Here is a 24932-nt window from a genome sequence, read left to right as displayed (position 1 = left end):
CCCCACAGACGCCGGTGCCGGCGCCCCGGGCGGGGCACCGGCAGCCGGGTCAGGCCGTGATCAGCGGCAGACCTTGAGGACCCCGTCCCAGTTGGTGCCGGCCTGGCAGACCGGCTCGGCGGAGGCGGGGGCGGACGCGACGGTGGCCGCGCCCAGGCTGATGGCGGCCGCCGTGACGAGCAGGGTCACGGCGCGGCGCAGGGTTGAACGCATGGTGATTCCTTTCCGGAACCTCGTGGGAAAGTCGTGAATGAGGGCGAGAGGACCCGGCGTCGCGTTCTCCCCCGCCCGGACGGGCGTGGGAGCCGGAGGCTTGCCGGCCTCCACGCGGCGCCCCGCGCGGCCGGTCCCCGGCGGGCCGGCACGATCGCCGGCCGCCCAGTGCGGCGGTGGAGCCCGGGCCGGTCGTCCGCCTCGGCGCCGGCTCTCCGCCTTACTGTCAAACTCACAATAACTGGGTCCAGGGTTTGCGTCAAGTAGACAATAAGTCTGTTACGGTGAGTGGACTCCCCGACACTCTCGGTCTTGAGGTGGACGCATGATGTATCGCGCGCTGGATCTGGTCCTGACCGTCGCCCTGGCCCTCGCCGTCGGTGTGCTCGGCGCCTTCGACGTGGTCGGCCCCGCGGTCACCGGCGGCGCCACGCTCACCACGCTGGGCCTGCTCGCGGCGAGCACTCTGCACGGCCGCTCGTCGCTGGGGGCGCTGACCCGTACCGTCGCCGAGCTCGGCCGGAATCTCAGCGAGCGCGCCGGCGCCGACCGGCTGCTGACCGCCTCCACGTCCGGTGTGGACCTCGATCTGGACGCGGCCGACGACGTCCGCGCCCTGGGCGTCACGCTGGCCCGGACGCTGCGCAACCATCACGCCGTCCTGCGCCGGCGGCTGGACGCCGGCGCCACCGTCCGCATCGCCCTGATCGCGCCGCGGGCGGAGACCGTCGCCGAGGCGGCCCGGCGCAGCACCATCGCGGACCGACCGATGATCTTCGAGCACCGGCTGCGGCCCACCCTGGACCTGCTGGACGACCTGGCCGAGCACGCGGCGGCCGGCCCCGGCCGCATCGAGGTGCGGCTGCTGGACTTCGTGCCGGCGTTCGGCCTGCTCGCGATCGACGCGGACACCCCGCACGGCCAGCTGCGCGTCGACATCTACTCGCACCGCTGCGGCACCCCCGAGCCCGCGCTGCCGCTGTACGCCGACCGCGACGTCCGCTGGTTCCGGCACTTCGTCGCCGAGTTCGACCAGGTGTGGGCGGCGGGACGGCCCTACGACCGCCCCCAGGAGGAGCTCACGCGATAGGGGTGCCGCCGCTGGCCGCGGTGAGCGCCTCGACGATCCGCGGCGCGGTCCGGCGGGTGCCGCCGGACCGCAGCAGGCAGCGGATCGCGGTCACCGCGTCGCCCGCCGGGATCCAGGACACCTCCGAGCCGGTGGCCGCGGGCAGGTCCAGCCGGCCGGCGATGCTCGGGTGCACCACGACCACGGCGCTCGCCCGGTGCCCGCGGGGTTGCAGGCGGCGCAACCGGCGTACCGCGCCGAGCAGCGGGCCGGCCGACTGACCGATGTAGACGCCGCCGCAGAAGACGGCGCCCGCGGCGCTGGTCGCGTACGAGCCGGGCGGCCAGGCCACCGCGTCCACCAGCACGACGCGGGGGCCGGCGCTGAGCGCGTACGGCAGCGGCGGCTGGCCGTTGAGCCGGACACCCTGATAGAGCCGGACGCCCGGCAGCCGCAACAGGCCGGTCAGCAGCTCACCGGTCCGCCGGGCGACCTCGGACGCGGTGGTCCCGATCGGACGCAGTGGGCGCCGTTCGGTGTCCACGATCCGGGCCGGGCCGGCGTGGCGTGCATCGATCATGCGCGGTCCCCCCAACGCTTTCGGTCATCCCGCACTGACGTGGCGCAATTCAGTCACGGCCGACTACCGAAGAGCTTCCGAATGACTACTTAAAGTTCGACGCGGCCCGTTCGGCGCTGGCGGCGGGCACCGGCGCCTTCTACGGTCGGACAGCGGGGATCGACGCGGTGTGAGGGGCGGAGGTCCACAGAAGGTGATCTACGGGGTCCTGGGCGAGCTGGAGGTACGCGATCCACGCACCGGGCGGCCGGTGCGGCTGCCGCCCGCACGGCAGCTCGCCGTGCTCGCCGCGCTGCTGATCCAGCCGAACAAGCGGCTGTCGCACGCCGACCTGCTGCGGATGGGCTGGGGCACGGCCGACGTCGCGGAGGCCCAGCTGCACAAGGCGGTGTCGGCGCTGCGGGCCCTGCTGCGGCCGATCGGCCGGGCCGACGACCTCGTCACCCACGCCCGTTTCGGCTACGAGCTACGCGCCGGCCCCGACGACCTCGATCTGATCGCCTTCGAGCGGCTCGCCGCGACCGCCGCCGACCCCGGCCGCACCGAGGACGAGGCGGAGCTGCTGGGCCGGGCACTCCAGCTGTGGCGCGGGCCGCGGCCGCTGTCCAACGTGGCCGCGCCGATGCTCGATCCGCTGGTCCTCGCGCTCCAGCTGCGCCGCAAACGGATCGCGGTCCGGTTCTTCACGCTGCGGGCCCGGCGGCGCGAGTTCGGCGCCGTCCTCGACGACCTGCAGCGCCTCGCGGCCGAGTTCCCGACCGACCACCAGCTGCAGAAGCTCCTGATGATCGTGCTGTACCACAGCGGGCACCGGGCGGAGGCCGTCGAGGCGTACGAGCGGTACACCCGGGCGCTGGACGCGGCCCTCGGCGACATCGACGCCGAGCTGCGCACGCTGGCCTACGCGATCGGCGCCGGCAACGACGAGGTGGTGGCGCGGTCGTTCCCGCTGGACGAACGGCCCGCCCGCAGCGTCACCACGGTGCCCCAGCAGCTGCCCGCGGCGCCGCCCGGGTTCGTCGGCCGCGACCCGCTGGTGGCCGAGCTGAACTGGCTGCTCGGCGCGGGCACGCCGTACCGGGTCATGGTCGTGCCCGGTCCGGGTGGCATCGGCAAGACCGCGCTCGCGCTGCGGGCGGCGCACCAGCGCCGCGCGGAATATCCCGACGGCCAGCTCTGGGCGGAGCTGCGCGGCGCCTCGGCGGACCCGGCCGGCCCCGCCGAGATCCTGGCGCAGTTCCTCCGCTCGCTGGACGTGCCGGTCGTGCCGGAGTCGCTGGCCGAGCGGGCCGCGCTCTACCGCAGCCTGCTGGCCGACCGGCGGATGCTCGTGGTGCTCGACGACGCGGCCGAGGGCGCCCAGGTCGTGCCGCTGATCCCGGCCGGCGCGGGCTGCAAGGTGCTCGTCACCGCCCGCCGCCACCTGCCCGACGTGCCCGGCGCACACCACGTCGGCACGCTGGAGCCGCTGGCCGAGCCGGATGCCGCGGTGCTGTTCGAGTCCGTGGTGGCGGCCTCGCGGATCGACCTGAGCGGCGAGCGCGCGGCGGTGCGCGAGGTGGTCCGGCTGTGCGGCGGGTTGCCGCTGGCCCTGCGGATCGCCGCCGCGCTGCGCGTGCACGACGATCCGCACCCCACCGCCGAGCTGGCCCGGCGGCTGCGCACCCACGGGCCCGCGGCGTACGCGTTCGGCGCCGACAGCCTCGCGCGCACGCTCGAGACCGGGCTGGCCCCGCTCGCGGCGGCACACCGGCGGCTCTTCGTCGACCTCGGGCTGCTGCCGCTGCCGACCTTCGGCACCTGGACCGCCGCCGCGCTCAGCGACGACCCCGAGCGCGGCCGCGCCGCGCTGGCCGAGCTGGCCGCGGCGTCCATGGTGGAGACCACCGCGGCCCCGGTGCCACGCCGATTCCGGTTCCACGACCTGACCCGGGAGTACGCCCACCGCCGGGCCCTCGCCGAGCACCCGGACCCGGGTGAGCGCGACGAGCTGCTCCGCCGGGTGTGCGCGGCCCTGCTGGACCTGACCCGCCGCGCGCACGCCCGGCTGTACGGCGGCGATTTCGAGGTCGTGCACAGCGACGTGCCGGACGCGTACCTGCCGGACGACGCGTACGCCGAGGTCGACGCCGACCCGATCGCCTGGTTCCAGGCGGAGCGGCTCACCGTGCGGGTGGCGGTGGAGCTTGCCGCCCGGCTCGGGCTCACCGCGCTGTGCTGGGACCTCGCCGTCTCGGCGCACGAGTTCTACACGATCCTGAGCCTGCACGACGACTGGTACGCCACGCACACCACGGCGCTGCGGGCCTGCCGCACCGCCGGTGACCGCCGCGGCGAGGGCATCGTGCTGACCTGCCTCGGCCAGCCGGCCCTGGTCGCCGGCGGCCGCCGGCCCGGCGTCTCCGGCATCGCCGAGCTGACCCGGGCCGTGCGGCTGCTGGACGCCGAGAAGGACGAGCACGGCCTGGCGATCGCCCGCCGCACGCTGGCCAACGCGGTCCGCCGCCGCGGCCGCTCCACCGAGGCCCTCGCGCTGTTCGGCGCGGCGCTGCCCGGATACGAGGCCGCCGGCGACACCGTGGGCCGGTGCCAGACGTTGCGGTTCATCGGCCAGGTCCACCTCGACCGCGGCGACCACGGGCCGGCCATCGCCGCGCTGGCCCGGGCCCAGGAGATCGCCGACCGGCTGGGCAAGCCGCGGCTGATCGCGCAGACCCGGTACTGGACCGGCTGCGCGCGGCTGGCCGCCGGCGACCCGGCCGGCGCGGAACGCTCGTTCGCCGCCGTGGCGGCGATGGTCGGCAGCGACAGCGGGCTGGGCTCGGCGTACGCGGAGCACGGCCTCGGTGAGCTGGCCCGGCACCGGCACGACCCGGTCCGCGCGGAGGAGCACCTGCGCCGCGCCGCGACGCTGGCCCACGAGCACGCCGACGCGCTGCTGGAGGGCCGGGTCCGGCTCTCCCTGGCGGAGCTGTGCCGCGACCGGGGCCGGCCCGCCGACCAGGTCGCCGAGCTCGGCCGGGCGGCCCGCTGCTTCGCCGCCGTCGACGCCGCCTACCTGGAGATCCAGGCGCAGGCGCGGCTGGCCGCGGCGCTGACGGCCCAGGGCCCGGCCGTGGTCGCCGACGCCGCCTGGGCCCGCGTCCAGCAGCTCTACGACGCCGGGGAGGTGCCCGAGCAGGACCGGGTGCTGGGCCGCCCCGCCCCCGGCTGACCGGCGCCGGCCGGCGGCCCATCAGCTCGCCCGCCGGTACGCGGGCCCGGCCCACCAGCTGCGGCCCTCGGCGGCGACGCCCTCGAGGACGAACAGTGTGTTGCGCAGTCCGGTCGCGTCCTCGGCGCCGTCGGCCAGGATGCGCGAGTCCTCGTCCGCGCCGGCCTGCCCGGGCTCGGTCACGGCGACCTCGATGTCGGCGCCGTTGACCAGGAAGAGCTGGAACTCCCGGGCGCCGTCGTCGCGCAGGGTCACCCGCACCGCGGCCACCGCGTCGTAGCGGTAGTTGGTGCGCTCCCAGTGGTGGAACGTGGCCCGCGCGAGGTTCAGCTCGACGGTGATCTGCCGGACCCCGTCCGCGGTCAGCAGGAAAACCAGCAGCTTGTACCGCGAGTAGCGCCACGGGCCGTTCTTCGCCCGCGCCCGCTTGCTGCCCTCGCCGCGCGCCTCCATCGACGCGTACGCGCTGATGTCGCTCCACTTGAGCTGGTATGCGGCCAGCGCGTGCTCCAGCAGGATCCGGCGGTCGCAGTCGAGCCACTGCGCCATCTCGATGTCGTCCGGCCGGTCGGCGAGCCGCTGCTCCCACCGCTGGTGCTCGAACCAGTACGAGGTCTCCCGCTGCTGCCGTTCTTCCTCCTCGGCCACGACCCGCTTGTTCTCGGCCACCACGCGCAGCCCGACGACCACCGCGACCCAGACGGCGGCCGCGATCGCCACGACGGCGCCGGCGGTCTGGAGCAGGTTCTGCCGGGCGGCGGACTGCACGGCCCAGACGATGCCGAGCATCGCCACCACGGTGCCCGCGCCGGCGCCGGCCTTCACCGGCGGCAGGACCCGCCAACGCCACCGGTGGTCGAGCAGGGTTCCGGCGTCCCACTGCCGCCGCAGCTCCCGTACCTGGAAGCGGATCAGCCACTTGACGGCCTCCGGCTCGACGCGGTGCTCGCGGTAGACCTCGCACACCTCGTCCCGCAGCTTGCTCATCGGCCCGTACGCGTCGACGAGCCAGCCGGCCCGGTCCGGGCCGTTCGGCGCGTACCGGTCGGCGTAGCGCATGTAGAGCCGGTCCACCCGGTGGGTGAAGCCGCCCGGCCGGGCGGCGTCGCTGGGGAACCGCTGCGACCGCCACCGCCGCGTCTCCGCCCGCAGCGCGTCGGCGCGGTACCGCCACTCGGCGCCGTTGATCAGGGCGACGCCGGCCGCGACGAGGGCGACCACGAGCGCGATGACCGCCGAGGTGTCGTCGCGCTGCAGGGCGAGCCAGCCGACGGTGCCCACGGCGCCGGCGCCGACCGCGCTCATCGCCACGGCGAAGGCGACGCTCGCCGGGGGCACGTCGGACGGCCGGACCGGCCTGGTCCGCGGGCGGGCCGGATTGGGCTCGAAGAACTTCCACACCCGCTCCTGCCGGCGCTCGGCACCCTGACGGACCCGCGCCTGCTGGACGTCCCGGTCCCACAGGTCGTCCTTGAGCGAGCCCTGCAGCACCCGTTCCAGGTGGCGGAGGACCTCGTTGCGCAGCACGGCGTCGAGGTGGTCGATGTCGAGCAGGATCTCCGCGGCGCCGGTCCCGGGCTCCGCGTGGTCCTGGCTGGCGGCGACCAGGCGGCGGATGACGTTGATGCCCGGCGACCACCGGTCCTGCGGCAGCCCGTCGATCTCACGCAGCACCGCCCGCAGCTCCACCCAGTCCTCGCGGGACAGCTCCGACAGCGTCCGGCCGCTGAAGAACGCCAGCAGCCAGTAGAACCAGACCTTGCGGGACCGGCGGAGGTGCACGGTGACCTCGGTCAGCAGCTTGCGGGCGGTGGTGGCCTGCCCGGACGCGAGGTAGCGCAGCGCGAAGCCGAACTTCTCCTGCGGCGAGGCGTCGTGCGGGACCTGGTAGTAGTTGTTGTGGACGCCACCGTGGATGGTGCCGGCCACCGCGCCGTGGTTCCCGCCGTGCGCCGTGACGGTGGTGCCGCCACTCTCGGCGCTCACCACCAGCTCCCCTGCTCGTGATCGGCGCGAGCGGGGCGGGCACCGTTGCTGACCCCGCCGTTGATGATCCCGGCGACCGCGCCGTGACTGCCACCGGTCGTCTCGACGTGGATCCCCGGCGCACCCGGGTTCTCCTCGTCCTCCTCGGCGCCCGCTGGATGATGGGCGATGAGGTCCGCCGCCAGCGCGGTCGCGAAGACGGCCGCGTTGCGCACGGCCCGCGCCTGCCAGCGCCGGCCGTCGGTGGCGGACTTCGTCCCGTCGGCCCGGTCGCTGATCGCCCGGATGACGGCCACCGGCGCGGCGCCGAGCTGTCCCGCCTTGGCCACCCCGGCGGCCTCCATCTCGATGGCGACCGCGTCGTCGTAGTGCTCCCGGATCCAGCGCAGCGGCTCGGACACCCGGGCGTCGTGCAGCACCTCCCCGGACGCCACCGGCCCGAAGTGCACCCGCGGCCCCTGCGCCCCCGCCCGCAGGTTCCGGGCCCGCTCGACGCGCCGGGCGATCTGCCGGGCGGCCTGGTCGATGCCGTGGTCGATCTCCCAGACCCGGGGCCGGGACTTGAGCCCGTCGGCACGGGCGGCGGCACCGTGATAGGCGTACACGTGGGTGGCCACCACGACGTCGCCCAGCGCCAGTCCCGGCCGCAGGCTCCCGGCCACCCCGACGAAGAACACCGCCAGCGGCCGGAACTCCCGGATGGCCCGCTCGGCGATGACCGCGGACGCGTGGTTGCCCTGCCCGGTGAGGGCCAGCACCACCTCGCCACCGCCGCCGATCGCGCCGATCTCGAAGCGGGTGCCGGACACCGGCGGGGGCTGGCGCAGGTCGGCGAGCAGGTCCCGGACGGCGTCGTACTCGACGTCCAAAGCGGTGAGCACAACGACCGGCGGCCGGTTCCGTCGACGTTCGTTCATGCCATCAACCCTTCATGTCAAGGTCACATTAACCCCGACGACAGGTCGATCGCCGTACGTCCGGGGCGAGCGGATACATCGTCATAAATCGATCTACCGGACTCCTACCGGGCACCGGCTCCGGCCGCGAGATCCTGTGTTCGCGGCCGGCCCCTGTAGCCGCCGCCCCCGGTGAGGTGGTGCCCTGGGGTGCCCGGCGCCGACCGGCAGCCGCCACCGCCGCGCCGGCCCCGGGCACCCGTGCCCATGCTCGCCGGAATTTCTACCGTTTCCCCACCGTCACCCTGTCGGCGTCCCCCGATCGGGTCACCGCCGGTTTAGGCTCCGGACCGCCGCACGGCCGAGGACCGAGGAGCCCGCATGCGTGACGACGGCGACCCCGTCAGCCGGGGCGAGGTCGACGCCCTGATCATCACCGCGCTGAAGGAGGAGTACGAGGCCGCCAGGGCGGTCCCCGGGACAGCCGAGTGGCGGGAGCACGGGGTCGGCGGTCCGGCGCCGTACGCCACCGGTCGGTACCGCACCGGGACCGGGCAGACGATCTCGGTGGCGCTGGCCCGCCCGAGCGGGATGGGCGCGCGAGCCACCGGCCCCCTCACCACGACACTGACCGACCGGCTCAAGCCCACCTGCCTGGCGATGTGCGGCGTCTGCGCCGGCAATCCCGGTGACACCGCCCCGGGTGACGTGATCGTCGCCGCCCCGGCGTACGAGTGGGACGAGGGCAAGCACCACGGCACCGCCTTCCACGCCGATCACCAGCAGTTCCCGCAGGACACCCGGTGGGTACGGGCGGTCGAGGACTTCACCCCGGCGGACCTGCCGAGCCACGGCGTCGCCACCGAGGAGGAGGCGACGGTCTGGTATCTGGAGCGGCTCCACCGGGGCCAGGATCCCCGTACCCATCCCGCCCGGCCGCGCTACTTCCCGGGCTCGACCTGGCGCACCCGGCTGGACCGGCTGGCGTCCGACGGCCTCATCACCTGGCGGGACGGCAGCCTGGAGCTGACGCACCGCGGGCGGGACCGCATCCGGCGCGCCCTGTACATCGACGTCGACGGGCCGGACCGGCTGCCGTTCGCCGTCTTCGCCGGGCCGATGGCCAGCGGCAGCGCCGTCATGGCCGACCCGGAGATCTGGGACCGGCTCGAGATCACCCAGCGCCGGATCCTGGCCCTGGAGATGGAGGCGGCGACCGTCGCCACGGTCGCGCACGAACGGCAGGTGCCGCACTGGCTGGTCGCCAAGGGCGTGATGGACCATGCGAACCTCGACAAGGACGACCGGTTCAAGGCCTTCGCCGCCCGGGCCTCGGCCGAGGTGCTCTTCGCCCTGCTGGCCACGTTGCTGCCGGCCGCGACCGCGGCGCCCGATCCGGTCCCGCCGGCCGAGGGGGTGCCCGGGGCCGTCAAACTCGAGACGGTACGCCGGCTCACCTACGACTGGCAGGACCTGGCCGACGTCGTCGGGGTGCCCTCGTACGAGACGCGCCGGTTCCGCCCCGGCGACGAACCGCGGGAACTGTGGGCCTGGCTGCAGAACCGGCGCCGGCTGGCCGACCTGCCGGGCGCCCTGGACGAGATCGGCCGCGCCGACCTGGCCGCGCTGCTGCGCCCGTACCTCTGACGCCGTCAGGCCCGCGCGCGGGCCATGACCTCCTCGTCGGTCAGCGGGCTGCTCGGGTGGTGGGTCAGGCACATCGGCGTCCGCGCCTTGTGCGGCACCTCGCCCTCGAGCGCGACGTAGAACTCCCCCGCGGTCAGGTTGCCGATGTCCGGCACGTCCCCGCCCTTCACCCGGGCCATCTCCCGGGCGGCGTCGATCTGGATGGGCACGCTCAGCCGCCCGAAGAAGTGCGTCGCCGCGTTGCCGGGGATGCGGTTGTGCAGGTTCTTCGGCGCCTGGGTGGCGAAGATCAGGCCGAGGCCGTACTTGCGCGCCTGCGACGCCAGGGCCAGCGTGCTCTGGGTGCACGCGGTCATCGCCCCCGAGGGCGCGAAGTCCTGCGCCTCGTCCATGACCAGCAGACCCAGCAGCGGGCGGCCCCGGGCCGGATTCTTCTTGATCCACGCGAACAGCCCCATCTGCAGCTGGTTGACAAAACCCTGCCGGGCGCCGTCCGCCGGCAGGCCGATGAGGCTGATGACGGAGATCCTGGCACGCTTGCCGGGCGACGGGGTCAGCAGCGTGCCGGGATCCGCGGGCGTGCCGCCGCCGCCGAACATCGGGTCGTTGTCCATCGCGGCGGTCAGCGTCTGCGCGAGGCCCGCGGCGAGCTTCGCCGCGCCGTCGAGGCCGCTGACCCCCTCGGGCAGGTCGGACAGCAGCGCGATGAGCCCGCGAATGTCGTGGCCGCCCTGCCGGCCGAAGTGCTCGACCGCCTTGCGCAGCACGGCCGTGCCGAGGTTCACCCGGGGGGTGCGGCCCACCAGGTTGGCGCGGGGGGCCAGGGCGGTCACCGCGGCCTCCACCGCCGCGGTGAACTCGTCGGGATCGTCGCGGACGTCGCGGAAGTCCGGCAGCGGCTGGAAGCTGAGCGGCCGGCCGGACTCCCGCCGCGGCGTCCAGGTGAGCACCTCGGTGTCCGCCAGGTACCGGGCCGCCCGGTCGGCGTCGCCCGGGCGCCAGCCGGCCGGTGGCCGCGGCCAGGGATCACCGAGCCGGGCGAGGTCGTTGTTGGGATCCAGGACGATCGCCGACACGCCCAGCAGCGCGCATTCCTCCACGAGCCGGCGCAGCAGCACCGTCTTGCCGGAGCCCGACGCGGCGAAGATCGCCGCGTGCTTGCGCAACGCCTCCAGCGAGAGCGGCGCGGGTGCGTCGTCGTCGATGCCGTGACCGATGGTGAATCCGGCCGTCGCCGGGACCTGCGGCACGCGGTCCGGCGTCGTCCGCCCCCCGGTCCAGTCGTCCGCGTCCGCCAGGGCCTCCTTGAAGAACGTGATCTGCTCGGTGGGCCGGTAGCGGACCAGCCAGGCGTGCAGCTGCGCCGGGTTCTCGTCCCGCAGCCCGTGCAGCGCGGCGAGGATTCGCAGGTCGGTGTCGTCGACCCCGAGCGTCACGCCGCCGTCGCTCTCGAGTTGCCGGACCACCTCCTGGGTCTTCGCGGACTGGCTCCAGGGGCCGTTCCGCAGCAGGAACAGCTTCCGCTTGGCCACCTCGGGGGTGAGGCCCGCGGCGGTGCGGGCCCGGCGGATCCGGTGCAGCGCGGCCACCCCGTGGTGGGTGTCGCTGATCGCCCGGAAGGACCAGTGCATCTGATCCTCGGTACGCCTCTCGTCCGGCGAGCGCTCCCGCTCCTCCTCGGACCGCTCGTCGAGGTCACGGCGCAGGCGCGCGTGCAGATCCGGCTTGGAGCTCGGCGGCGGGTCGATGCTGAACCGCTCGCCGCCGTCGCCCCGCTCGGCGATCCAGGCCTGCAGGCCGGCGGCGAGCAGGGCCGGGAACGAGCCGTCCTCGGTGTCGTGCTCGAGCGGTGAGGTGACGTCGGCGTTGCGTTTCAGCTCCTCGAACCGGGCCTCGATCCGGGCCAGTTCGTCGCCGGAGATCGCCGGCGCCGTCGTCACCGGCGCCTTGGTCACCTGCTCCTCGCTGGGCACGTCGCTGAGCCGGCTGAGCTCACGCACCTCGCCGTCGATGAGGCAGGACCGGACGTGCCGGTCGATGGCGACGAGCAGCCTCCGGGGCGTGTAGCCGCCGGTCTCCGCGAAGACCTGCGCCCGGATGGGCCAGGTCGGATAGTCCGGGGCGAAGCCGACCTTGGCGAAGCGGTCCGCGAACCGCTTCTCGATCAGCTGCCGCGCGAGGTCCGGGTCCTGCATGCCCTGCAGCGCCAGGCAGCGGCGGAACCGGGCCGCGAACGACGAGGGCGCCCGCCGCTCGATCAGGTTCCAGGTCGTCGAGAGCGTGGCCACCACGGTCACCGTACGACGGGTGGTGTCACGCAGGTCGGTCAGGCCGTTGGCGAGTCCCGCCACCACCATGGCCTGCCGCAGATCCACCTCGCCGGGCGCCGCCTTCGCCAGGTCCTCCTGCAGGGCGGACTGCGCCACGGCCGTGTCGATCTGGTCGAACGCGATCACCGTCGGACCGGTCAGGGCCAGCAACCACGACACCTCACGGACCATCTCCTGTGCCGTCTTCGGGATCGGCCGGATGCCCCACGCCTGCCGCTCCCCGGTGATCGCCTCCTCGCCACCGGCGAAGAAGTTGTCGGCGACGTCCTGATGCTCCTCGTCGTCGGCGGCACGCAGGGCCAGTGCCCGCAGCGTGTCCCGGCACTGATGCGCGACATAGCTGTCGTACTCCCGCAACCCGCGGACGAAGGAATCCAGCGCGGGCCGGGTCAGCCTGGTCTCGCCGATCACCGCCCGCCGGTCGGCCCGCGGCGCACCGACCCGGGAGGCCAGGCGGCGCAGCAGCAACCGCAGCTGGGTCTCGCCGTTGGGCACCTCCCGTGCCATGCCGTCGAGCAGGAACACCAGCAGACCGTCCCAGAAGTCGCGGCCGTCCAGCAGGCTGATCAGGAAGAAGTAGCCGCCCTGCTGCTGCACCTGCTCACGGACCCAGCCCAGCAGGTGGGTCTTGCCGGTGCCGTGGCGGCCCTCGAGCACCAGGCCGATCGGGCTGGCGTCGGCGCTGGCCTCGGCCTCGGCGATGCCGTCCTGCACGTCCCGGATCACGGCCCGGTGCAGCCCCTCGACGTGGAAGGGCGAGCGTCGCCAGACGTCGTCCGGCGCCTGCACCCAGCTGAGCCGGAGCGCGGCGAGTGCCGTCCGTTCCTCCTCGGTCATCGCCGGCCGATCGCCAGCTTGTGCCGGTCCTCACCGCCGATGTGGACGGCGGCGCTCCGCTCCGCGGCGCCGATCCGGTGCCCGAACGGCTCCGGTTCGAGCCGCACGTCGGGCGCGTCGTGCAGCCGCACCAGCGCCTTGTCGACGTCGGCCTTCGTGACGTCGCCGAGCAGCGGCCGCAGCTCGGTGAGGTCGACATAGTCCCCCGGCTCGTCGGCCAGAATCGTGTAGGCGGCCCGGATGCGGCCGTCGAGGTTGGCCGGCGGACCGGGCACGGCGGCGGTGCTGCTCCTGGCCAGCAGGCGCACGATCTGGTTCTGCTGCGCGACCACGGCGGCCCAGAGCTGCTTCTCCCTGGCCGTGCGCTTCTCCCCCTCCTCGGCGTGGTCCTCGTCGATGGCCAGCGGGTCGGCGAGTTCCTGGGCGCCCTTCTCGGTGATGACGTGCCGGTACGGACGGCGCTTGGTCTCGGAGGAGACGTACCCGGCCGCGTTGAGCTTCTCGTAGGCCGGGCTCACCAGCCGGATCTCGTACAGCTTGTTCATCTCGGTGTTGGAGATCTCCCGGCCCTCCGCCTTCAAGATGATCAAGAACGCGTAGTCCGCGGAGGTCAGCTCGGCAGCCATCAGGTTTCCTTTCCACGTACGTCTAGGGGTTGGGTTGGGGGGTGACGACCCGCCCGTCCGCGTCCAGCCCGAAGGCCCGCAGCCGGATCAGCGACTGGTGTTCCTGCGCGGTGTACAGGGCGATCAGCCGCTCGGCCGCACCGGCGGTGCCGGCGTTCACCTCGGCCCGGAGGTTCCGCTCGTCGCGCAGCTCGAACAGCAGGGTGCACAGCTGCAGCGCGGCCTCGGGCGTGCCCTCGTCGACCGCCGCCCGCAGCTCGTTGATCTCGTACGCCGCGTCCGTGCGGCGGGCCGGGACGCGGTGCAGCTTCGACAGGCGCAGCTCGGCGGCGCGGTCCCCCGACTCGGCGCGGGCCCGCAGCAGGTCCACCTCGCCCCAGGCGGCGTAGAGATCGGCCAGCGCCTCCGCGGCCGGGACGTCGCCCCGCTCCGCACGGTCGCGGATCTCCCGGAGGCAGCCGCGCTCGGCCAGCAGCTCGACGAGCCGCTCGGCCGCCAGCGCGTCACCGGCGTCGGCCTCCCGGCGCAGGCCGTCGCAGACGCCGCCGTCGGCCAGGATCTCGGCGACCACCGCGGGTATGCCGCGGTCCCGGGCGCCGGACGGTGGCCGGACGTCCGCCACCCGCTGCCAGAGATCCTGGACGTGAGTCAGCTTCCGGCTGGCGAGGCGATCCTGGGGGTCGGCCGCCAGACGATGGCGCAGCACCTCGACGGCCCGCTTCAGCCGGTCCTGCCGGACCAGCAGGTCGGCCAGCTCGGCGGCGGCCCGGCCGTCGTCGAACTCGTCGACGAGCCGAGCCAGCGCACCCTCGGCGTAGCAGTAGCGGAGCCGCGCGGCGGCGCCGGCCGCGAGGCGCCGCAGGTCCTCGGGCCGGCGCAGGTTCGTCACCAGGGCGTGCCAGGCGTGGTGCGGCACAGGCTCGGTGCGGCGCTTGCGCCGGACGTGCTGGGCCAGGTAGTCCGCGATCGTGTAGCCGGCCAGGGTGCCCGCCCGGCCGTCGTCCACGGCGAACAGCGGTGACACGTCGCCGTAGAGCGGCTCGGTGGCGTGCGGCAACGCCTCGGCCAACCAGTAGTCGGTCGACCGCACCCGCTGGTGTGCCCGCAGATAGCCGAACATGGCCCCGGTCAGCAGGTCCTCGCTCAACGGCGACTGCACGCCCAGCCGGTGCGCGTCCGCCGCGGCGGTGATCATCGCCTTCGCGTACGGGGTGGCCGGCTGCTCCCAGCACATCACCAGCCGCGGCCCGCCGGCCAGGACCTGGGTGAACCCGACCTCACGCGCGTCCAGGGCGTCGCGGATCCGGGGGTCCTGCTCCGCGATGGCCTCCGCCTTCGACAGCTCCGCGGCGTTGAGTGTGTCCGGTACGGGAATGACGAAGGCGCTCTTCACCAGCAGATGCACGTCCTCGCGCCCGGCGGTCCATCTGGCGTACTGATCCGGCCACAGCGTCCCGACCACCAGGTTGCCGTGCCGCACCAGCGCCCGGACGCATTCGGAGGTCAGCGGCGGCTGGCCGCCCAGATACTGCTGCAATTCGTCGAGCCAGAAGACGGTCTGCCGCGGCGGCGCATTCTTCACGTCGAGCAGCTCGGCGGCATCGGCCGGCTGCACCAGGTCCCATTCCGGCACGAGTCCGTAGACCGCTTCATACAGCGAACGCGTTTTCCCGGTCGACGAACCGCCCACCATGACGACAAAACTCCCGCGCGACGGCAGATTCGTGGCGAGCGCGATCCGCAACTGGGAGTCGAATTCCCGCTCCACGTAGGTCGGCAGGTCGTCGTCGCTGCCCGAGATCGGGACAGCGCCGTGTATACCCAGCTCACGGGGTATCGCCAGGTCGACGCGGGGACGGTCGGGCGACACTACGAGATCGTCCCGGCCGCTCGGGAACGGCAGATCCGTGGCATTGTCCGCACTCGCCATCGCCTTCTCTCAAGCCCGCGACCACCGGGGCGCATCTCTATCGGCGCAGCACACAGAAAAGGCTCGGACCGAAACCGGGCCAGCTATTGCATACGTGTTTCGGGCGCATGATGCCAAGCATTTCTACCGTTTCTCTACCGTCGCTTTCGGGCGTGTGCGGCGCAGTGGTCGGAGGTGTGCCGACGGAGCAGGCCGGCCGGCCGCGCGCACGAACCGGACCCGGGACAGTGACGAGCAGCGCGGCCGACGTCGAGAAGGCCGCCGCCGGACCCGGTGAAAACTTGAACTATTCCAGAAACGGGCCTATGTTGATCCGGTGACGGCGGACTTCGAGACCCAGCTGCGGGCGGTCTCGTTGCGCGTGACCCGCCCCCGGCTGGCGGTGCTCGCCGCGTTACGTGACCATCCGCACGTCGACACCGATACGGTGATCGCGCTGGTCCGGGCCGACCATCCCACCGTCTCCCACCAGGCGGTCTACGACGTTCTGCGCGTCCTCACCGAGACCGACCTGGTGCGGCGCATCCAGCCCGCCGGCGCGACCGCTCGTTACGAGTCCCGGGTGGGGGACAACCATCATCACGTCGTGTGCCGCTCGTGCGGTGCGATCGCCGACGTCGAGTGCGTGGTCGGTCACGCTCCCTGCCTCACCGCCTCGGACGACCGCGGTTTTGTGGTCGACGAGGCGGAGGTCGTCTATTGGGGCACCTGCTCCGACTGCGCGACCGATCGCCTTTCCCAGAAATCCGCCAGTTCGGAAGGAAACAGATGAGCGACACGCAGGACAACACCCCCGCCGGCGCGCAGGGCGTGGACAAGATGGTGGCGGAGGGCTGCCCGGTCGCGCACGACTCGGTGACCGCGAACGGCAGCGAGAGCGAGAACCCGGCGATCGACTCGCCGACTCCGAAGACCGGCGGTCGCCCGCACACCAACCGGGACTGGTGGCCCAACCAGATCGACCTGTCGGTGCTGCACACGCACTCGTCCAAGGTCAGCCCGCTGGGCGAGAACTTCAGCTACGCCGCGGAGTTCGCCAAGCTCGACGTCGAGGCCCTCAAGCGGGACATCACCGAGGTGCTCACCACCTCGCAGGACTGGTGGCCCGCCGACTTCGGCCACTACGGCGGCCTGATGATCCGGATGAGCTGGCACGCCGCGGGCACGTACCGGATCCACGACGGCCGCGGCGGCGCCGGTGACGGCGGGCAGCGTTTCGCGCCGCTGAACAGCTGGCCCGACAACGCCAACCTCGACAAGGCCCGCCGGCTGCTCTGGCCGGTCAAGCAGAAGTACGGTCAGTCGGTCTCCTGGGCCGACCTGCTCGTGCTCGCCGGCAACGTCGCGCTGGAGTCGATGGGCTTCAAGACCTTCGGCTTCGGCTTCGGCCGCGAGGACGTCTGGGAGCCCGAGGAGATCATCTGGGGCCCGGAGGACACCTGGCTCGGCGACGAGCGCTACGTCGCCGACGACGCGATGGCGGAGAACGTCGGCGCGACCGAGATGGGCCTCATCTACGTCAACCCCGAGGGCCCGCGCGGCAGTGCGGACTTCCGGGCGGCGGCCTACTTCATCCGGGAGACCTTCGGCCGGATGGCGATGAACGACGAGGAGACCGTCGCGCTCATCGCCGGCGGCCACACCTTCGGCAAGACCCACGGCGCCGGCCCGGCCGACAACCACGTGGGCCCGGAGCCCGAGGCCGCCCCGCTGGAGAACCAGGGCCTGGGCTGGCTGAGCACGTACGGCAGCGGCAAGGGCGCGGACACGATCACCAGCGGCCTCGAGGTGACCTGGACCGACAAGCCGACGCAGTGGAGCAACCGGTTCTTCGAGATCCTCTTCGGCTACGAGTGGGAGCTGACCACCAGCCCCGGCGGCGCCAAGCAGTGGGTCGCCAAGGACGCCGAGGCGATCATCCCGGACGCCCACGACCCGGCCAAGAAGCACAAGCCGACGATGCTCACCACCGACCTGTCGCTGCGCTTCGACCCCACGTACGAGAAGATCTCCCGGCGCTTCCTGGAGCACCCCGAGGAGTTCGCGCTGGCCTTCGCCAAGGCCTGGTACAAGCTGCTGCACCGCGACATGGGCCCGGTCAGCCGCTTCCTCGGCCCGTGGGTCGCCGAGCCGCAGCTGTGGCAGGACCCGGTGCCGGCCGTCGACCACGAGCTGGTCAGCGAGGCCGACGTCGCCGCCCTCAAGGCGAAGGTGCTGGAATCCGGCCTGACCGTCGCCCAGCTGGTCTCCACCGCCTGGGCCTCGGCGGCGAGCTTCCGGCACACCGACAAGCGCGGCGGCGCCAACGGCGCCCGGATCCGGCTCGAACCCCAGCGCGGCTGGGAGGTCAACCAGCCCGAGCAGCTCGCGTCGGTGCTGGGCACCCTCGAGGGCATCCAGCGCGACTTCAACCAGGGCGGCGGCGCGAAGATCTCGCTGGCCGACCTGATCGTGCTGGCCGGCTCGGCCGCCGTCGAGAAGGCCGCGCTGGACGCCGGCGTCAAGGTGACCGTGCCGTTCCACCCCGGCCGCACCGACGCCACTCAGGAGCAGACCGATGTGGAGTCGTTCCGGGTCCTGGAGCCTCGCGCCGACGGGTTCCGCAACTACCTGCGCCCCGGCGAGAAGACCCAGCCGGAGACGCTGCTGCTCGACCGCGCGTACCTGCTCAACCTGACCGCGCCCCAGATGACCGTCCTGCTCGGCGGCCTGCGCTCGCTGGGCGCCAACGTCGGCGGCAGCCCGCACGGGGTTCTCACCGACCGGCCCGGCGTGCTCACCAACGACTTCTTCGCCAACCTGCTCTCCCCGGGCACGCGGTGGAAGACGTCGGAGCAGGACGAGCACGTGTACGAGATCCGCGACGTGGCCACCGACGAGGTGAAGTGGACCGCCACCGCGGTCGACCTCGTCTTCGGCTCCAACTCCCAGCTGCGGGCCCTCGCCGAGGTCTACGCGAGCCAGGACGCCCGGGACAAGTTCGTCACCGACTTCGTCGCCGCCTGGACCAAGGTCATGGAGCTCGACCGGTTCGACCTGGCCTGATCCCGCCGTTCTCCGCGAGCCCGGTCGATCCCCGCGGATCGACCGGGCTCGTCCCGCTCAGATAGACGACGTCGGGCTCACCGCGGCCGACCGGGACCCGCACGGTACGGACCGGACCCACCCGGGCGGCGAGCAGCTCGGCGTACCGTGCCGACTCGGTCGCGCTCCACACCGCCAGCACCCCGCCCGGACGCAGGCGCGAGCGCACCAGGCCGACACCCCGGTCCTCGTACAGCAGGTTGTTGCCCTCGAACACCGTCCAGTCCGGACCGTTGTCGATGTCGAGGCAGATCGCGTCGAAGCGCTCCCGCGTCCGGGCCAGCCAGCCGAGCAGATCGGCCGTGACCACCCGCACCCGCGGATCATCCAGCGCCCCACCGCTGTACGCCCGCAGCACGGTGCGATGCCAGCCGACGATCGCCGGCTCGATCTCCACGACCACGATCTCGGACAGCCGGGCCGACCGCACGGCCTCGGCCAGCGAGAAGCCGACTCCCAGCCCGCCGAGGAGCAGCCGGGCACCCGCCGGCACCCGCTCGAGCGCGGCCCGGACGAGCAGCCGCTCCGACTCCCCCGCCCGGGTGTCCATCAGGAACACGCCGTTGCTGACGATCTCGTGGTGCCCGCCGCGGGAGCGCAGGACCAGCTCACCGCGGGGCGTCGAGACGCGTTCGTCCGGCTCGCTCTCCGGTGCGGTCACCGGCCCAGGGTGCCTCGGCGGAGAAGATCACCTCAACCGCTTACGGCAGCCGGCGCAGGACCAGCAGGGCGATGTCGTCCGTCGGCTGTTCCGTGCCGACCCCGGCCATGACGGTGGCGCACACGGTGGACGCGGCGTCCGGCCGCACAGCCTCCGTCAGCCGCTTGATCCCCACGTCGATGATCTCCCCGCGCTGTTCCACCAGGCCATCGGTGTAGCTGACCAGCACGGCGCCGGGCGGGAAGTCGAGGACCGTCGTGCACCGGACCGCCGTCGCCTTGCCGACGCCCAGCGGCGGCCCGACCGGCATCTCGGGCACCGCGGCGTGCCGGCCCGGCACCGCGAGCACGGGCGGCAGGTGGCCGGCCAGCGCGATGTGGATCGTGCTGCGGTCGGGCGAGAGCATCGCGTACAGCGCCGTGGTCAGGTTGCCGGTCTCGAAGTGGTGGACCTTGCGGTCCAGCAGCGTCAGCACCTGTGCCGGGTCGTCGCAGACCAGGGCGTACGCGCGCAGGGCGCTGCGGACCCGGCCCATCACCACGGCGGCGTCGAGGCCGTGACCGGAGACGTCGCCGATCACCACGCCCAGCCAGCCCGAGGGCAGCGTGAAGACGTCGTACCAGTCGCCGCCGACGCCGAAGTCGTGGCCGGGGACGTAGCGGGCCGCCAGCTCGACGCCGGGCACGCCGGGCAGCTGGACCGGCAGCAGGCTGCGCTGCAGGGCGACGGCGGCCGCCTGGTCGAGCTTGTCGGAGCGCAGCCGGCCGACGTGGCCGGCGCGGTCGGCGACCAGCTGCAGCAGGTGCACATCGTCGGGGGTGAACGCGCGCGGCGTGCAGCTGCCCACGTGCAGGACGCCGACCAGGTCGTTGCCGACCAGCATCGGCACGCCGAGCAGGGACTTGATGCCCTTCCTCCGCAGCGGCCGGCTCACCACGTCGGCCGGGCCGATCTCGGCGATGATCACGGGCGCCCGGGTCTGCGCCACCCGGCCCACGAAGCCGCGGCCGACCGAGACCCGGAACCCCTCCCGTACCTCGTCCTCCAGGCCTCTCGCCGCGGTCACGGTGAGCTGGCGGGCGTGCGCGTCCAGGATGAGGATCGTCGCGGTGTCGACGTGGAGCAGGTCGCGGACGCGGTCGAGCAGCTCGTCGAGCAGGTCGGCGACGCCGAGGGAGGAGAGAGCCGTGTCGGTCACCGCCTCGATGCGCCGCAGCCGCTCGTCGTCCTCCATCCGCCCGGTGTCGACCACGCCTGCAGCCTATGCCGCCGTCCGCCCGCCGGCGCATCCGCGGCGGACGAACACCCTCGCGGGCCGGGCGCGGGCGTCCCCGCCGCCGGCCACGGATCCGGATGCTGCGCATCCGGCCCGATCGGCGTAGCGTCGGTGCTCGGTCGCGGAGCTACGCACAGCTCACCGGAGGACGCCATGACCACGGTCGTACCGAAGCCGATCGTCACCCGCCCCTGGCCCGTCCGACGCCCGGTCCGGGGCTCGGCGCTGGCGCGGATCCTGCGGACCACGGACGCGAAGCAGATCGGGATCATGTACATGGTCACCGCCTTCGTGTTCTTCGTGATCGGCGGGTTCATGGCCATGCTCATGCGCGCCGAGCTGGCCCGGCCGGGCATGCAGGTGCTGTCTCCCGAGCAGTACAACCAGCTGTTCACCATGCACGGCACGATCATGCTGCTGTTCTTCGCGACGCCGATCGTGTTCGCGTTCGCCAACTTCGTGGTGCCGATCCAGATCGGCGCCCCGGACGTGGCGTTCCCCCGGCTGAACGCGTTCGCCTACTGGCTGTACCTGTTCGGCGGCGTGATCGCCGTCGGCGCGTTCGTCGTGCCGGGCGGCGCCGCGGACTTCGGCTGGACGGCCTACGCCCCGCTGAGCACCGCGGAGCACTCGCCCGGCATCGGCGGCAACATGTGGGTGGTCGGCCTGGCCCTGTCCGGTGTGGGCACCATCCTCGGCGGGGTCAACATGATCACCACCATCCTGACCCTGCGCGCGCCCGGCATGACGATGTTCCGGATGCCGATCATGACGTGGAACATCCTGGTCACCAGCCTGCTGGTGATCATGGTCTTCCCGTTCCTGGCCGCCGCGCTGTTCGCGCTGGCCGCCGACCGGGTGCTCGGCGCGCAGGTGTACAACCCCGACACCGGCGGCCCGCTGCTCTGGCAGCACCTCTTCTGGTTCTTCGGCCACCCCGAGGTCTACATCATCGCGCTGCCGTTCTTCGGCATCATCACCGAGGTCGTCCCGGTCTTCAGCCGCAAACCGCTGTTCGGCTACAAGGGCCTGGTCGGGGCGACCCTGCTGATCGGCGCGCTGTCGATGAGCGTGTGGGCGCACCACATGTTCGCCACCGGCCAGGTGCTGCTGCCGTTCTTCAGCTTCCTCAGCTACATGATCGCGGTGCCCACCGGGATGAAGTTCTTCGTGTGGATCGGCACGATGTGGCGCGGCCAGGTCAGCCTCGAGTCACCCATGCTGTTCGCGGTCGGTTTCATGGTCACGTTCCTGCTGGGCGGGCTGACCGGGGTGCTGCTCGCCGCCCCGCCGATCGACTTCCACGTGCACGACAGCTACTTCGTCGTCGCGCACTTCCACTACGTACTGTTCGGCACGATCGTGTTCGCCGTCTTCGCCGGCGTCTACTTCTGGTTCCCGAAGATGTTCGGCCGGATGCTCGACGACCGCCTCGGCAAGATTCACTTCTGGCTGACCTTCATCGGCTTCCACACCACCTTCCTGGTGCAGCACTGGCTCGGCGGCGAGGGCATGCCCCGGCGGTATGCGGACTACCTGCCCGGCGACGGCTTCACCTTCCTGAACACCGTGTCCACCATCGGCTCGTTCATCCTGGGCGCAGCCACCCTGCCGTTCCTCTACAACGTGTGGCACTCCTACCGGGCCGGCCCGGTCGTCACCGTCGACGACCCCTGGGGCCACGGCAACTCGCTGGAGTGGGCGACGTCGAGCCCGCCGCCGCTGCGCAACTTCGACAAGATGCCGCGGATCCGCTCGGAGCGCCCGGCCTTCGACGCGAAGTTTCCGGAGCTGGCCGCGGGCAGCCAGTCGGCCGCCGGCCCGCCGGAGGGCGGCGCCCGCCCACTGACCGGCGAGTCCGCCGGCGGCGCCGACTACCGGGAGGACCGCTCCGACGAGCAGTGACCGGATGCCGCCGGGCGGGCCGCTGTCGGGTAGCCGACCGTCGATACTCTCCAGTGAGCTCCCCATCCGACTCCTGTCAGTGAGGAGGCGGCGGTGACCCACGCCATCGGCTCGTGGGACCTGGTGACCGGGAATGCCGAGGTGCTTGCGGTGCACGCCGCGCTGCTGCCGAGCGGCAAGGTCCTCTACTTCAGCGGATCCGAGCACGACGAGGCGCCGGTGGATCCCGCCGCGCGGATCAACGCGACGCGCATCTGGGATCCGGCCGACAACAGCGTGCGCCCGGCCGGCGGCCCGCTGACCGACGACCTGTTCTGCTGCGGGCACTGCCTGCTGCCCGACGGCGACGTCTTCGTGGCCGGCGGGACCGAGCACTACGAGGGCGAGGCCGCCGCCCAGCACGCCCAGGTCGGGCACTTCACCGGCAGCAGCTCCGCCATGATCTTCGACTGGCGCGCCGAACGCTGGCGGCCGGCCCCGCCGATGGCCGGCGGGCGCTGGTATCCCACCTGCGTGACGATGGCCGACGGGCGGGTGCTGGTGCTCAGCGGCCACGGCGACGACAACGGGCCGCACGAGGTCACCGCGGTGGAGATCTTCGATCCGGTCGCGGGTGCGTGGTCCGCGCCGGCGGCGACCGTGCCGCCGCTGGAGGACACCGGCGGGCTCCAGCGGCTGCTCGGCGTTGAGGTCCGCCCGATGGTCTACTACCCGCGCCTGCACCAGCTCCCGATGGGCAGCATGTTCAGTTCGACGCCGCTGCGGGTCGACGATGACCGCCGCACCCGCGACCTCGTCTCGGCGCGTTTTGTCCGCGACCTCGGGCCGCCGCCGCTGTTCGGCACCGATCCCTCCGTGCCGGTCAACATCTACGCGCGCTCGGCGTTCGCGTCCGTGCTGCTGCCGCTGGCCCCGCCGGGGTACCAGGCCCGGGTCATGATCTTCGGTCAGCGGCAGCCGTACTTCTTCGATCCGGGCAATCCCCACCTCGGGTGGCGGGATGCCGGCCGGCGCCCGGGCAGCGGCGCTCGGCCCGCGGTGCGTGCCTACGCCAACGGGGTGCTGCTGCCCGACGGGACCGTGCTGTTCGTCGGCGGGGCGACCTCGGAGCGGCTGCCGATCTTCGGCGGTGGTGCCGACGCCGGCGCCGTGCACCACGCCGAGCGGTACGACCCGACGACGGACACGTGGCAGGACCTGGCCGCCTCACCCGACCGGATCGCCCGGGTCTACCACTCCGTCGCCCTGCTGCTGCCGGACGGCCGGGTCTGGGTCGCCGGCTCCAACCACGACAGCGACCGCAATCACGGCGGCGTACGCAGGGACGACCCGGGCCGGGGCGACGCCCGGGAACTGCGCATCGAGACGTTCTCCCCGCCGTACCTGTTCACCATCGACGGCACCGGGGCGACCGTTCCCGCTCCCCGGCCGGTCATCGGCCGGGTCCTGGCCGGTGCCGGCCACGGGCAGCTGTTCCGCGTGCGGACGCCGGACGCGGACACGGTCCGGGCGGTCCACCTGGTCCGGAGCGGGTCGGCCACGCACGCGTTCAATCCGGACCAGCGGCTCGTGGTCGCCGCCATCGTCAGCCGCGACAGCGGCTCGCTGACCGTCCGCATGCCACCCGACGGTAACGTCGCCCCGCCCGGCTACTACCTGCTGTTCCTGCTGAACGCGGCCGGCACGCCGTCGGTGGGCCGGTTCGTCCGGGTCGCCGAGCGCTACCCCATTGCCGCCGTCTACCTCGGACAACCGCTGACCACCGTTGATCCGCCCGACCTGCCCGGCGGCGCCGACCCGGCGGCAGTTCCCACTCTGGTGTGGAATCTCGGCGCGCTGGACGTCGGCACCACCCGGCGCGCCCTGCTGCGCTGCCGCAACGTGGGAACAGGCCCGTTGCGGCTGTCCGACCTGCACGTCACCGGTGACTTCCGCACCGAGGCCGGGCCGGACTCCCCCACGCTCGGCATCCGGGGCCGGCCGAAGAACCTCGAGGCGACGTTCCGCGGCCAGGACGCCACCTTCGACGAGTATGCGGAGGTGGAGCTGCGGTTCAGCCCCACCGAGGCCGGTCCGCACGCCGGCGCCCTGTCCCTGCGGACCAACGCGGAAGACCTGGGCCACCTCGTCGTCCAGCTGCGCGCGGAGGTGGCCGGCTTCGAGGTCGAGCTCACGTCGGCGCCCCGACCGGGTGACCGCATCCGGTTCGGCGACGTCGACGTCGGCGGCACCGCCGTCCGGATGCTCACGGTCCGCAATCTGGGCACTGTGGACGGCGTGCTCGCGGAGCTTGTCATCGACGGGCCGGCGGCCGCCGCGTTCGCCGTGCCGGCGGTCCTCGTGGACTCCCGGATACCGGCCGGGCGGACCGTCCAGATACCCGTCACCTTCGTCCCGGCGAATGTCGGGCCGCAGCAAGCCATCCTCACGGTCCACGCGGTCAGCTCTCCCGCACCGTCCCGGTTCGAGCGGCGGCCGGCGATCACCCTGGAGGGCGCCGGGGTCGGCGCCCGGATGGCATTGGCGCCGGCCACCCTGATCTTCGGCCCGCAGCGGATCCGCACCCGGAGCGCCCCGCAGACGTTCACGATCACCAACACCGGCTCCGGCCCGCTGCGCCTCCGCGGTATCCTCGCCAGCGCCGACTGGACCGTCCTGACCCCCGTGCCCGGCGCCGC

At 73.1% G+C, this 24932-nt stretch carries 16 protein-coding genes and 1 pseudogene; 7 read left to right on the top strand and 10 right to left on the bottom strand.

Annotation, left to right across the window (positions count from 1 at the left end):
• Positions 1-60: 60 nt before the first annotated feature.
• Positions 61-213 carry a hypothetical protein gene (locus ACIBQZ_RS19790; RefSeq protein ID WP_396090173.1) on the bottom strand — a complete coding sequence of 51 codons (153 nt, stop codon included), beginning with the start codon at positions 211-213 and terminating at the stop codon, positions 61-63.
• Positions 214-538: 325 nt separating this feature from the next.
• Here ACIBQZ_RS19790 and ACIBQZ_RS19785 point away from each other — a divergent pair, with 325 nt between their 5' ends.
• On the top strand, positions 539-1303 hold the full coding sequence (locus ACIBQZ_RS19785; protein ID WP_396090172.1) for a hypothetical protein: 765 nt from the start codon (positions 539-541) through the stop codon (positions 1301-1303).
• Here ACIBQZ_RS19785 and ACIBQZ_RS19780 read toward each other — a convergent pair.
• Positions 1293-1862, bottom strand: a complete 570-nt coding sequence (locus tag ACIBQZ_RS19780) for a hypothetical protein (protein ID WP_396090171.1) — start codon at positions 1860-1862, stop codon at positions 1293-1295. The two genes, ACIBQZ_RS19785 and ACIBQZ_RS19780, sit on opposite strands and share 11 nt — an antisense overlap.
• Positions 1863-2055: 193 nt before the next feature.
• Here ACIBQZ_RS19780 and ACIBQZ_RS19775 point away from each other — a divergent pair, with 193 nt between their 5' ends.
• Complete coding sequence (locus ACIBQZ_RS19775) at positions 2056-5076, top strand: BTAD domain-containing putative transcriptional regulator (protein ID WP_396090170.1); 3021 nt, start codon at positions 2056-2058, stop codon at positions 5074-5076.
• A gap of 21 nt (positions 5077-5097) precedes the next feature.
• On the opposite strand, the gene ACIBQZ_RS19770 is transcribed toward ACIBQZ_RS19775, so the two are convergent.
• Both ACIBQZ_RS19770 and ACIBQZ_RS19765 read right to left on the bottom strand, forming a co-directional pair.
• Positions 5098-7062 (bottom strand): hypothetical protein, encoded by a 1965-nt coding sequence (locus ACIBQZ_RS19770; RefSeq protein WP_396090169.1) that lies wholly within the window; start codon positions 7060-7062, stop codon positions 5098-5100.
• Complete coding sequence (locus ACIBQZ_RS19765) at positions 7059-7979, bottom strand: purine phosphorylase (RefSeq protein ID WP_396090168.1); 921 nt, start codon at positions 7977-7979, stop codon at positions 7059-7061. Before ACIBQZ_RS19765 ends, ACIBQZ_RS19770 begins: the two co-directional genes overlap by 4 nt.
• 360 nt (positions 7980-8339) lie before the next feature.
• Here ACIBQZ_RS19765 and ACIBQZ_RS19760 point away from each other — a divergent pair, with 360 nt between their 5' ends.
• On the top strand, positions 8340-9605 hold the full coding sequence (locus ACIBQZ_RS19760; RefSeq protein ID WP_396090167.1) for a hypothetical protein: 1266 nt from the start codon (positions 8340-8342) through the stop codon (positions 9603-9605).
• Between the two features lie 5 nt (positions 9606-9610).
• On the opposite strand, the gene ACIBQZ_RS19755 is transcribed toward ACIBQZ_RS19760, so the two are convergent.
• Genes ACIBQZ_RS19755 through ACIBQZ_RS19745 form a run of 3 tightly spaced genes read right to left on the bottom strand, consistent with a single transcriptional unit; the run spans position 9611 to position 15268 of the window.
• The gene (locus tag ACIBQZ_RS19755; RefSeq protein WP_396090166.1) at positions 9611-12772 is read right to left on the bottom strand and encodes a helicase HerA domain-containing protein; all 3162 of its coding nucleotides are present in this window, start codon (positions 12770-12772) and stop codon (positions 9611-9613) included.
• Positions 12769-13398, bottom strand: coding sequence for a hypothetical protein (locus ACIBQZ_RS19750; RefSeq protein WP_396090165.1), 630 nt, complete (start codon positions 13396-13398; stop codon positions 12769-12771). Before ACIBQZ_RS19750 ends, ACIBQZ_RS19755 begins: the two co-directional genes overlap by 4 nt.
• Positions 13399-13420: 22 nt before the next feature.
• Positions 13421-15268 carry a hypothetical protein gene (locus ACIBQZ_RS19745; RefSeq protein WP_396090164.1) on the bottom strand — a complete coding sequence of 616 codons (1848 nt, stop codon included), beginning with the start codon at positions 15266-15268 and terminating at the stop codon, positions 13421-13423.
• A gap of 376 nt (positions 15269-15644) precedes the next feature.
• Here ACIBQZ_RS19745 and ACIBQZ_RS19740 point away from each other — a divergent pair, with 376 nt between their 5' ends.
• The gene (locus ACIBQZ_RS19740) at positions 15645-16100 is read left to right on the top strand and encodes a Fur family transcriptional regulator (RefSeq protein WP_396090163.1); all 456 of its coding nucleotides are present in this window, start codon (positions 15645-15647) and stop codon (positions 16098-16100) included.
• Positions 16097-18373 (top strand): catalase/peroxidase HPI, encoded by a 2277-nt coding sequence (gene katG / locus ACIBQZ_RS19735; protein ID WP_396090162.1) that lies wholly within the window; start codon positions 16097-16099, stop codon positions 18371-18373. Before ACIBQZ_RS19740 ends, katG begins: the two co-directional genes overlap by 4 nt.
• Here the strand turns inward: katG and ACIBQZ_RS19730 are convergent.
• Positions 18342-19073 carry a spermidine synthase gene (locus ACIBQZ_RS19730; RefSeq protein WP_396090161.1) on the bottom strand — a complete coding sequence of 244 codons (732 nt, stop codon included), beginning with the start codon at positions 19071-19073 and terminating at the stop codon, positions 18342-18344. The two genes, katG and ACIBQZ_RS19730, sit on opposite strands and share 32 nt — an antisense overlap.
• A gap of 40 nt (positions 19074-19113) precedes the next feature.
• Positions 19114-20325, bottom strand: a complete 1212-nt coding sequence (locus tag ACIBQZ_RS19725; RefSeq protein WP_396090160.1) for a PP2C family protein-serine/threonine phosphatase — start codon at positions 20323-20325, stop codon at positions 19114-19116.
• A 177-nt stretch (positions 20326-20502) separates the two neighbouring features.
• Between ACIBQZ_RS19725 and ctaD the strand changes: the two genes are divergently transcribed.
• Positions 20503-22254 (top strand): cytochrome c oxidase subunit I, encoded by a 1752-nt coding sequence (gene ctaD, locus ACIBQZ_RS19720; protein ID WP_396090159.1) that lies wholly within the window; start codon positions 20503-20505, stop codon positions 22252-22254.
• A 374-nt stretch (positions 22255-22628) separates the two neighbouring features.
• Here ctaD and ACIBQZ_RS19715 read toward each other — a convergent pair whose 3' ends face one another.
• Positions 22629-22913: a hypothetical protein gene (locus ACIBQZ_RS19715; RefSeq protein WP_396090158.1), complete on the bottom strand. Its 285-nt coding sequence runs from the start codon at positions 22911-22913 to the stop codon at positions 22629-22631.
• Positions 22914-22953: 40 nt separating this feature from the next.
• On the opposite strand from ACIBQZ_RS19715, the pseudogene ACIBQZ_RS19710 reads away from it, so the two are divergent.
• Positions 22954-24903: pseudogene (locus ACIBQZ_RS19710) on the top strand (choice-of-anchor D domain-containing protein); the annotation flags it as partial.
• Positions 24904-24932: the final 29 nt, after the last annotated feature.

Origin of the sequence: Actinoplanes sp. NPDC049599 (genome assembly GCF_044465625.1) — a bacterium.
Taxonomy (GTDB): Bacteria; Actinomycetota; Actinomycetes; order Mycobacteriales; family Micromonosporaceae; genus Actinoplanes.
The sequence above is the reverse complement of the archived record's forward strand: the minus strand, read 5'-3'. Positions and strand labels throughout refer to the sequence as shown.

Excerpts from the sequence above, each read along its gene's own strand:
- ACIBQZ_RS19790 (WP_396090173.1), bottom strand. The coding sequence starts at position 213 with ATGCGTTCAACCCTGCGCCGCGCCGTGACCCTGCTCGTCACGGCGGCC.
- ACIBQZ_RS19785 (WP_396090172.1), top strand. The coding sequence starts at position 539 with ATGATGTATCGCGCGCTGGATCTGGTCCTGACCGTCGCCCTGGCCCTC.
- ACIBQZ_RS19780 (WP_396090171.1), bottom strand. The coding sequence starts at position 1,862 with ATGATCGATGCACGCCACGCCGGCCCGGCCCGGATCGTGGACACCGAA.
- ACIBQZ_RS19765 (WP_396090168.1), bottom strand. The coding sequence starts at position 7,979 with ATGAACGAACGTCGACGGAACCGGCCGCCGGTCGTTGTGCTCACCGCT.
- ACIBQZ_RS19760 (WP_396090167.1), top strand. The coding sequence starts at position 8,340 with ATGCGTGACGACGGCGACCCCGTCAGCCGGGGCGAGGTCGACGCCCTG.
- ACIBQZ_RS19755 (WP_396090166.1), bottom strand. The coding sequence starts at position 12,772 with ATGACCGAGGAGGAACGGACGGCACTCGCCGCGCTCCGGCTCAGCTGG.
- ACIBQZ_RS19750 (WP_396090165.1), bottom strand. The coding sequence starts at position 13,398 with ATGGCTGCCGAGCTGACCTCCGCGGACTACGCGTTCTTGATCATCTTG.
- katG (WP_396090162.1), top strand. The coding sequence starts at position 16,097 with ATGAGCGACACGCAGGACAACACCCCCGCCGGCGCGCAGGGCGTGGAC.
- ctaD (WP_396090159.1), top strand. The coding sequence starts at position 20,503 with ATGACCACGGTCGTACCGAAGCCGATCGTCACCCGCCCCTGGCCCGTC.